This is a genomic window from Segeticoccus sp., from assembly GCF_035708005.1.
On record NZ_DASSTI010000073.1, the window covers coordinates 20,316 to 27,482 of the forward strand.

Genomic DNA, 7,167 nt, shown 5'->3' on the forward strand with positions numbered 1-7,167 from the left:
GTGTCCTACCGCCGTCGTCATCGATCCATCACGTCGCGGTAGGCCGCCGCCAGCCGCAACGTGTCGTGCCGCCCGGGCTGTTCGTGGTCGGCGATGTGCGCGATCAGCACCTCCGCGCCCATGCTCTCCGCGACACTGCGCAGGGCCTCTCCCCCGTCCTCGAGCTCCGCCGGATCGGCCAGCACGGCGTCGAGCCGCAGGTCGGGGGCGTGCGCCTCCAGCACCTCGAGATGGTCGGCTGCCGAGAACCCTTCGGTCTCACCGGTGTTCAGCTGCAGGTTCATCGTGAGCAGCCGCCGCGCCTTGGTGTGGATGAGGGCCTCGCGCAGCTCTGGCACGAGCAGGTGCGGCATGACCGAGGTGAACCACGAGCCGGGCCCCAGGACCACCCAGTCGGCCTCGTTCACCGCGTCGACCGCCTCCTGGCGGGCCGGTGGGTCCTTCGGCTCGAGCCACACGTTGAGCACGCGGCCGGTCGTGGTGGCCACCTCGACCTGCCCACGCACCTCCCGGACCCCCTCGGGGTCCTCGGCGTCGGCGCCGAGGACGGTCGCGGCGATGTCGAGCGGGACGGACGCCATCGGCAGCACCCGACCCCGCGACCCAAGCAGCCGGCCGACCATGTCGAGCCCCTCGACGGTGTCGCCGAGCAGGTCCCACAGCGAGGTGATCAGCAGGTTGCCGAGGGCATGGCCACCCAACTCACCGTCGCCGGCGAAGCGGTGCTGCAGCACGTCCCGCCACAGGTGTCCCCATTCGCTGTCGTCACACAGTGCCGACAGGGCCATGCGCAGGTCGCCCGGCGGCAGCACGCCCAGCTCGCGGCGGAGCCGACCGCTGGAGCCGCCGTCGTCGGCGACCGTGACGACCGCGGTGACCCGCTCGGTGATCAGCCGCAGCGCCTCGAGCGACGCGGCGAGGCCGTGGCCGCCACCCAGCGCGGTGACCGCTGGCCTGGTCACTCGTGCCCCAGGTCGCGGTGCACGACGGTGGTCATGATGTCCCCGCCGCCGAGCCGCTCGCCCAGGGCCTCGGCCATGACGACCGAGCGGTGCTTGCCGCCGGTGCAGCCGACCGCGAGCGTGACATAGCGTCGTCCCTCCCGCTTGTAGCCCTCCAGCACCGGTCCCATCAGGGCCACCACCCGGTCGAGGAACTCATCGGCGCCCTCCTGTTTGCGCACGAACTCGGCGACCCGCTCGTCCAGGCCGCTGAACGGCCGCAGCTCCGGGATCCAGAACGGGTTGGGCAGGAAGCGCATGTCGAAGACGAAGTCGGCATCGAGCGGCAGGCCGTACTTGAAGCCGAACGACATCACCGCGATCCGCACTCGCGGCCCGGACCCCTCACCGAGCAGCTCGTCGATCTTCGCGGTGAGCTGGTGGACGTTGAGACCGGAGGTGTCGACGAGGATGTCGGCGTCCGAGCGCAGGTCGCCCAGCAGGTCGCGCTCCTCCTGTATGCCGTCCAGCAGCCGCCCCTGCCCCTGCAGGGGGTGCGGCCGGCGCACCGACTCGAACCGGCGCACGAGGGCCTCGTCCGTGGCCTCCATGAACACGATGGTGGGGTGCCAGCCCTTCTCGCGGAGCGCGGAGAGGGCGTCGCGGAAGGCCGCGAAGAACGTGCGGCTGCGTACGTCCACGACGGCCGCCAGCCGGCTCACCCCGCCGCGGCTGCGCTCGGCCAGCTCGGCCATCGGCAGCATCATCTCCGGCGGGAGGTTGTCCACGACGTACCAGCCGTGGTCCTCCAGCACGTTGGCGGTTGTGGTGCGGCCGGCGCCGCTCATGCCGGTCACCACGAGCAGCTCCATCGGGCCTGCGCCCGGTGGCCCCGGATCTCGGGACGACGACTCGCTCGACTCCTCGCTCCTTCTCACGAGAGCACCTCCCCCGTTGTGACGTTCACGGCCGGCTGGGCCGCGTCCGACCCCTCCTCGCCCAGGGCCCGGTGCACCGACTCGGCGAGCGCCGGGCCGATCCCCGGCACCTGCTGGATCTCCTCGACGTCCGCGAGCCGGATCTTCTTCACCGAGCCGAAGTGCTTCAGCAGCGCCTTGCGCCGCGCCGCCCCGAGCCCAGGGATGTCGTCGAGCGCGCTGTGCGTCATCGCCTTCGACCGGCGCGTGCGGTGGAAGGTGATGGCGAACCGGTGCGCCTCGTCGCGGACGCGCTGCAGCAGGTAGAGCCCTTCGCTGGTGCGCGGCAGGATGACCGGGAACTCCGACCCCGGGACCCAGACCTCCTCCAGCCGCTTGGCCAGTCCGACGAGGGCCACGTCGTCCACCCCGAGCTCGTCGAGCACCTTCTTCGCGGCGTTGACCTGCGGCAGGCCGCCGTCGACGACGACGAGGTTCGGTGGGTAGGCGAACCGCTTCGGCTTGCCGGTCTCAGGGTCACGCGCCTCACCCACGTCGGGCGACCCGGTCTCGCAGCCCTCCTGGATGTAGCGGCGGAACCGCCGCGAGAGCACCTCGTGCATGGCCGCGGTGTCGTCAGTGCGCAGCGCCCCGTCCTCGCTGGCCGGGTCGGGCGTCCCGTGCACGATGAACCGGCGGTACTCGGACTTGCGCGCGAGGCCGTCCTCGAACACGACCATCGATCCGACCACCTGGGTGCCCTGGATGTGGCTGATGTCGTAGCACTCGATGCGCAGCGGGGCCTCGGCCAGCTCGAGGGTGTCCTGCAGCTCCTGCAGCGCCTGGCTGCGCAGCGTCAGGTCACCGGCGCGCGACACCTTGTGCCGGGCCAGCGCCTGCTGGGCGTTGCGCTGGACGGTCTCCATCAGGGCCCGCTTGTCCCCGCGCCGGGGCACGCGCAGGTCCACCCGGGCTCCGCGCACCCCGGCGAGCCACTGCGCGAACTGCTCGGCGTCCTCCGGCAGGTCGGGGACGAGGACCTCGCGAGGGACCCCCTCCGGTGACTCCCCGCCATACACCTGTTGCAGGAGGTGCTCGACCAGCTCGCCGCGGTCGCCGCTCTCGGCCTCGACGCCGCCCTCGATCACCCAGCCGCGCTGGCCGCGCACCCGGCCGCCGCGCACGTGGAAGACCTGCACCGCGGCCTCGAGCTCGTCCTCGGCGAGGGCGAACACGTCCGCGTCCGTGGCGTCGCCGAGCACGACCGCCGACTTCTCGAGCGCCTTCTGGAGCGCCCCGATGTCGTCCCGCAGCCGGGCCGCCTGCTCGAAGTCGAGCTCGGCGCTGGCCTCCTTCATCCGCCGCTCGAGCCGCTTGACGAACTTCGCGGTGTTGCCGGCCATGAAGTCGCAGAACTCCTCGGCGATCTCGCGGTGCTCCTCGGGGGTGACCCGCCCGACGCAGGGCGCGGAGCACTTGTCGATGTAGCCGAGCAGGCACGGCCGGCCGACCTGCTCGGCCCGCTTGAACACTCCCCCGCTGCAGGTGCGGATCGGGAACACCCGCAGCAGCAGGTCGAGCGTCTCGCGGATCGCCCATGCGTGCGTGTAGGGCCCGAAGTAGCGGGTGCCCTTGCGCTTGCGGCCCCGCATCACCTGGGCCCGCGGGAACTCCTCGCCCATGGTGACGGCGAGGTAGGGGTAGGACTTGTCGTCGCGGTACTTGACGTTGAACCGGGGGTCGTACTCCTTGATCCAGGAGTACTCCAGCTGCAGTGCCTCGACCTCCGTGGACACCACCGTCCACTCCACGGACGCGGCCGTGGTGACCATGGTGCGGGTGCGCGGGTGCAGGTGCGCCAGGTCCTGGAAGTAGTTCGCCAGGCGCTGGCGCAGGCTCTTCGCCTTTCCGACGTAGATCACCCGGCGGTGCTCGTCACGGAACCTGTACACCCCCGGGGTGTCCGGGATCTCTCCCGGCCTGGGGCGGTAGCTGGAGGGGTCGGCCATGACTCACACCCTACTGGCGCGGACCGACACCGCGGCGGGGCTGTGGACGACGGGCCGGACCCCTGTGGACGGCCGGCGCAGAAGACGCTGCGGGGCCGGCCGGTCACGGTGGGTGGCGTTCAGGAGGGCGGGCCCGTGCGTTCTCGGCCAGGAGCGCGTGACGGTCGGGCGTCAGGTGTTGTCCGGACTAGGTCAACACGCTTCAATGCGGGGGGACTCGGGGCCTGAAGCGCGGCGTACGGATGTGAAGACCTCTGCGCCGCGACCGGGGGCGGCCCCGGCCGATCCGTGTCGACGGTCTGACCAGCCGTCGTGAACTTCACAGAAGGGCCCCTGCATGCCGCACGCCACACAGCACGCGGACGTCGCCACGGCGCAACTCGACTCGGCCCTGCGCGGTGGCCCCTTCCACGTCGCGCTGCGCGCGGCGATCGCCGCGCGTGGGCTGCCGCTGCAGCGTGTGCAGCACCATCTGTCGCGCCACGGGGTGAAGGTGGGCGTCACGAGCCTGAGCTACTGGCAGCAGGGGGCCCGGCGCCCGCAGCGTCCGGAGTCCCTGCGGGCCGTGCGGGCCCTGGAGGAGATACTCCAGCTGCCCGAGGAGTCGCTGATACGTCTGCTCGCCGAGTCCGGCGCCGGGGCATCGGACCGCGACCGACGGCCCGCGGGCCGCTCCTACCGCGCCCACCTGGCGGCCTCGGGCGTCCTTGACGGGCTGCTGGCCGAACTGGGGCACCCGTCGCCGGACGGCGGGGTGCACACCCTCGGGCACCACGAACGGATCCGCGTCGGGCCCGGCCGTGAGCTGGCGGGCCGCGAGTCGCATCTCATCGTCCGCGCCCACCAGGACGGCGTCGACCGCTTCGTCGCCGTCCACTACGGCGACCCGGGGTGCGTCCCCGCCCGGATGACCGTCCACGCCCTGGAGAACTGCCGCACGGGACGGGTGCGCACCCACCACGAGACCGGCCTGCTGGTGACCGAGCTGCTCTTCGACACGCGGCTGGGGGCCGGCGACACCCACCTCTTCCGCTACGGAGTCGAGGACGGCACGGCCGGTGTGTCGCGCGAGTACGTCCGCGGGTTCGGTACGACGGGCGGGCAGTACGCGCTCCAGGTGCGGTTCGACGTCGCGGCCCTTCCGGTGCGCTGCCACCGGTTCACGCAGCACTCCCCGGCGGCGCCGCGCGGTGGCCGGCAGGAGCTGGCGCTCAGCGGACTGCACCGCTCGGTGCATCTCGTGGAGCCGCGGGTCAGGTCGGGGATGCTGGGGATCGGCTGGGACTGGGAGTAGGACGCCGGGGCCCCGGGGAGGGCGTCGGCTGCGGCGCCGGGGAGGGCGTCGGCTGCTCCCGGTCGGGCTCCTGACGGTCGGGCTCCTGACGGTCAGGTCCCCGGGCTCGCGACGATCCGGCCCTGCTTCACCTCGACCGGCAGCTCGATGAGCGGCACGGTCGCCGGGGCGTGCAGCACCTCGCCGGTGCGGGCGTCGAACTCGCTGCCGTGGCAGTTGCAGACGAGCTTGGTGCCCTCCAGCTTCTTGATGGGGCACCCCGCGTGCGTGCACACCGTGCTGAACGCCTTCAGGGAGCCGTCCTCGGCGCGGCTGACCACCACGTTCCCGTCCGGGAACAGCTTCGTCGCGCCCTTGGCGACCTCCCCGTCCGCGCCCAGGTCCACGGGTGCGGTCGGCCTGGCCGGGGCGGCGCCGTCGTCGCCCGGGGAGCAGGCGGCCAGGCCGAGTCCGGCGACGGGCGTGACGGCCACCGAACGCAGGACGGTACGGCGACTCGGGGCGGGGCGGCCGGGCATGAGGTCTCCACTGGTCGGGTTCGGGGCCGGGCGGGGCGTGAGCGGGAGGTGCGCCACAGGGCCGACGATATCCGGCCGGGCGGGTGGTCCCGCGGGCCGGGTGGCCCGGAGGCGGGTCGCCGTCCGGCGTCGCGTAAACGCTTGCGCAAGCGTTTACGCACCCCTGGCCCGTGGGGTACGGTCCGGCCGGAGCGGGACGTGAGTGACAGGTCCGGGCGAGGACGCGAGTGACGGGTCCGGGCGGGGACGTGAGCGAAGGGGGTGCGCCGGTGGCGACCATGGCCGATGTCGCGCGGAGTGCGGGTGTCTCCGTGGCGACCGTCTCGCACGTCCTCAACGGCACCCGCCCGGTGCTGCCCCACACCCGCCAGGCGGTGCTCGACGCCGTGGAGGAGCTGGGCTACACGCCGAACACCCTCGCCCGCTCCCTGGTGACCTCGCGCACCCGTTCCATCGGGCTCGCGGTGTCGGCGATCAGCAACCCGTACTTCACGGAGATCCTCCAGGGCGTCGAGGCCGGCGCCCTGGAGCACGGCTACGGCCTGCTCATCGCCGACCCGCACGACGACCCCGGGCACGAGCGCGAGGTGGTCCGGCTGCTGCACGAGCGGCGTGTGGACGGCATGATCGTCGCGCCCTCCGCCGAGCCCCGGGACCTGGTCGCCTACCTCACCCGCCACCGGGTGCCGGCCGTGTTCCTCGACCGGGTCGTCGACGTGCCGGAGGCCGAGGACGCCCCGCGCTTCGACCAGGTCTGTGCCGAGGGCGCCGAGCCGACCACGGGGCTGGTGGGTCATCTCGCCGGGCTGGGCCACCGCCGGATCGGCCTGGTCGCGGGCCGGCCGGGGTTCAGCACGACCCGCGAGCGGATCACCGGGTACCGGCACGGCCTCGCCGCCGCGGGTCTGCCCTACGACGAGCGGCTGCTGGTCCACGGCGACTCCGAGGCGGCCGGCGGCGAACGGGCCACGGCGCAGCTGCTGTCCCTGGCGGTGCCGCCCACCGCGCTGGTCACCGCCAACAACGCGATGACCATCGGCGCCCTGCGCGCCGTCCGCGAGCGGGGCCTGTCCGTGCCCGGCGACCTCGCGCTGTGCTGCTTCGACGACTTCGCCTGGGCGGACCTCTTCTCACCCGGGCTCACCGCCGTCGCCCAGCCCAGCAGGGAGATCGGCGCGCGGGCCGTGCGGCTGCTCCTCGACCGCCTCGCCGCGCCGGACCGGCCGGCGCGGACCGTACGGCTGCCCTGCTCCTTCGTCCACCGCACCTCCTGCGGCTGCGCCGAGCAGCCCCGGCGGCTCCCGGAGCGGTCCGGGCGGCTCGCCGGGCCGTCCGGAGAACCCCATCCGCAAGCCCATGCCAAGGCCAACGAAAGGACCCTCCCGTGATCGTCGTCGCCGGTGAGGCACTGATCGACCTGGTACCGCAGGGCACGGGCGCCCTCGCCGCGCTGCGGCCCGCGCTCGGCGGCGGTCCGTACAACACCGC

The 7,167-nt window shown here is 73.1% G+C and carries 6 protein-coding genes; 2 read left to right on the forward strand and 4 right to left on the reverse strand.

The features are described 5' to 3' along the window. Window positions 1-17: 17 nt before the first annotated feature. The 3 genes from VFL99_RS08000 to uvrC form a co-directional block, all read right to left on the reverse strand. On the reverse strand, window positions 18-962 hold the full coding sequence (locus tag VFL99_RS08000; RefSeq protein ID WP_325105810.1) for a gluconeogenesis factor YvcK family protein: 945 nt from the start codon (window positions 960-962) through the stop codon (window positions 18-20). Next, window positions 959-1,813, reverse strand: a complete 855-nt coding sequence (gene rapZ, locus VFL99_RS08005; RefSeq protein WP_325105811.1) for an RNase adapter RapZ — start codon at window positions 1,811-1,813, stop codon at window positions 959-961. The genes VFL99_RS08000 and rapZ overlap by 4 nt, the downstream gene beginning before the upstream one ends. Before the next feature lie 62 nt (window positions 1,814-1,875). Continuing rightward, window positions 1,876-3,867 carry an excinuclease ABC subunit UvrC gene (uvrC, locus tag VFL99_RS08010; RefSeq protein ID WP_325105812.1) on the reverse strand — a complete coding sequence of 664 codons (1,992 nt, stop codon included), beginning with the start codon at window positions 3,865-3,867 and terminating at the stop codon, window positions 1,876-1,878. Between the two features lie 337 nt (window positions 3,868-4,204). On the opposite strand from uvrC, the gene VFL99_RS08015 reads away from it, so the two are divergent. Beyond that, complete coding sequence (locus tag VFL99_RS08015; RefSeq protein ID WP_325105813.1) at window positions 4,205-5,161, forward strand: hypothetical protein; 957 nt, start codon at window positions 4,205-4,207, stop codon at window positions 5,159-5,161. Window positions 5,162-5,253: 92 nt separating this feature from the next. On the opposite strand, the gene VFL99_RS08020 is transcribed toward VFL99_RS08015, so the two are convergent. Further along, window positions 5,254-5,634 carry a Rieske (2Fe-2S) protein gene (locus tag VFL99_RS08020; protein WP_256112471.1) on the reverse strand — a complete coding sequence of 127 codons (381 nt, stop codon included), beginning with the start codon at window positions 5,632-5,634 and terminating at the stop codon, window positions 5,254-5,256. Window positions 5,635-5,957: 323 nt separating this feature from the next. Here VFL99_RS08020 and VFL99_RS08025 point away from each other — a divergent pair, with 323 nt between their 5' ends. Next, window positions 5,958-7,067, forward strand: a complete 1,110-nt coding sequence (locus VFL99_RS08025; RefSeq protein WP_325105816.1) for a LacI family DNA-binding transcriptional regulator — start codon at window positions 5,958-5,960, stop codon at window positions 7,065-7,067. Window positions 7,068-7,167 lie beyond the last annotated feature (100 nt).